General features: G+C 40.1%; 2 protein-coding genes. Both read left to right on the plus strand.

Translation table 11 applies throughout. From position 1 onward, the window contains the following. Positions 1 to 162: 162 nt before the first annotated feature. Positions 163 to 657 (plus strand): CvpA family protein, encoded by a 495-nt coding sequence (locus P20495_RS03645; RefSeq protein WP_007376853.1) that lies wholly within the window; start codon positions 163 to 165, stop codon positions 655 to 657. A gap of 18 nt (positions 658 to 675) precedes the next feature. Beyond that, positions 676 to 2,202 carry an amidophosphoribosyltransferase gene (purF, locus tag P20495_RS03640; protein WP_007376852.1) on the plus strand — a complete coding sequence of 509 codons (1,527 nt, stop codon included), beginning with the start codon at positions 676 to 678 and terminating at the stop codon, positions 2,200 to 2,202. Positions 2,203 to 2,251 lie beyond the last annotated feature (49 nt).

The following is a 2,251-nucleotide window of genomic DNA, read 5'->3' on the forward strand; positions in this document are numbered from 1 at the left end:
ATTTATTAATATTTGTTTTTATGATTATCACTCGCCCGCAATACCCATTCTAAAATGTTAATTTTTTGTATTGACTACAACCCAGTATTCTCCCGTTTAAACTTGCATACTAACGATGTTTGGGTATAGAATGCGCCCCAAATTAGCGACTAATTGGTTCTTATGATCTGGGTTGATTACGCCATTATTGGCATCATTGCACTGTCTACCATCATCGGTTTAATACGCGGCTTTGTAAAAGAAGCAATGTCATTAGCGGTATGGGCTGGCGCCTTTATCATCTCTAGCTTGTTTTACCAATATTTAGCTTCCTTCCTAACAACCATTTCTGAACCCCTTTTAAGAAATGCTGCGGCCATAGCCATATTATTCTTTGCGACGCTACTGTTAGGCGGTTTACTAAACTATATTTTAGGTGAGCTTGTACATCGTACTGGTTTATCGGGTACCGACCGTGTTTTTGGCATAGTGTTTGGTGCTCTACGAGGCGTGTTGGTCGTGAGCGCGTTACTCTTCTTTCTTGATGCTTTTACTGGTGCACCCAATACGCACTGGTGGGGCAATTCTATTTTGATTCCAGAATTTGGCTTTGTTGTTGAATGGTTCTTTTCGTACCTAGAAAACAACTCGAGCTTTTTAAATTCAGTAAACCGTTAATCGGCGAGGATAAATTACATGTGTGGTATCGTTGGAATAGTCGGAACATCTCCTGTTAACCAGGCGATTTATGATGGCTTAACTGTTTTGCAGCACCGTGGTCAAGATGCCGCGGGTATCATTACCATTGAGAATAATACGTTTAGCTTACGCAAAGCAAATGGCTTAGTGAAAGATGCCTTTCACACTCGTCATATGAAACGACTACAAGGTACAATTGGTCTTGGCCATGTGCGTTATCCTACCGCAGGATCTTCAAGCTCATCTGAAGCACAGCCTTTTTATGTTAACTCACCGTTTGGTATAGCGCTTGCCCATAATGGTAACCTTACTAATGCAGAAACTTTAAAAGAGCAGTTATTCTCAGAAGCACGTCGTCATGTTAATACAACATCAGACTCTGAAATTTTACTTAATGTTATGGCACATGAATTAAGCAAATCTGATAAGTTGCATTTAGACCCTGAAGATATTTTTACTGCGGTAACCGAAGTAAATAATAAAGTAAGCGGTGGTTATGCAACAATTGCTATGATCATCGGTCACGGTATTGTTGCTTTTCGCGACCCCAATGGTATTCGCCCACTTGTATTTGGTAAACGCGAAACCGAAAAGGGTACGGAATACATGTTTGCCTCAGAGAGCGTTGCGTTAAAGCCTGATGGCTTTGAGTTTATCCGTGATGTTGCGCCTGGCGAAGCTATATATGTTACAGAAGAAGGTGAATTTCATTCGCTTAGTTGTGCTGATAAGGCATCTTACTCGCCATGTATTTTTGAATTCGTTTATTTTGCACGTCCTGATTCAACAATAGACCGTATGTCTGTGTATGCAACACGCGTAAACATGGGGACTAAACTAGGCGAAAAAATTGCACGTGAATGGGCTGACAAAGATATTGATGTCGTTATCCCAATCCCAGAAACGTCATGTGATGTAGCACTGGAAATCGCACGTGTGCTTGATTTACCATACCGCCAAGGCTTTGTTAAAAACCGTTATATTGGTCGTACGTTTATCATGCCTGGTCAAGAGATGCGTAAAAAGTCAGTACGTCAAAAGCTAAATGCAATTGATCGTGAGTTTAAAGGTAAAAACGTATTATTGGTTGATGACTCAATTGTGCGTGGTACAACATCAGCACAAATTGTTGAAATGGCCCGAGAGTCTGGCGCTAAAAACGTTTACTTTGCATCAGCAGCGCCTGAAATACGCTTCCCTAATGTGTATGGTATTGATATGCCTTCAGCAGCTGAGCTTATTGCTCACGGACGTGAAGTAGAAGATATTAATGCAAGTATTGGTTCTGACGGTTTAATCTTTCAATCGCTAAAAGATTTAATTGCTGCGGTTAGCCAAGAAAATCCTGAAATTACTAAGTTTGAAACGTCAGTATTTGATGGCCAATATATTACAGGCGATATTGATCAAAACTATTTAAATCGTATTGATAAGCTACGTAACGATTCTGCAAAAAGCACCCGCGAAAGTGCGATGTCTTCAGGTTTAGAAATACACAACCAAGACGAAAACGAAGCTGATTAATAGTTAGTTAATAAAAAGTCGTTACACATAAAAAAAGGAGCTAATTAGC

It is taken from the genome of Pseudoalteromonas sp. BSi20495, from assembly GCF_000241185.1.
GTDB classification, from domain to species: domain Bacteria; phylum Pseudomonadota; class Gammaproteobacteria; order Enterobacterales; family Alteromonadaceae; genus Pseudoalteromonas; species Pseudoalteromonas fuliginea.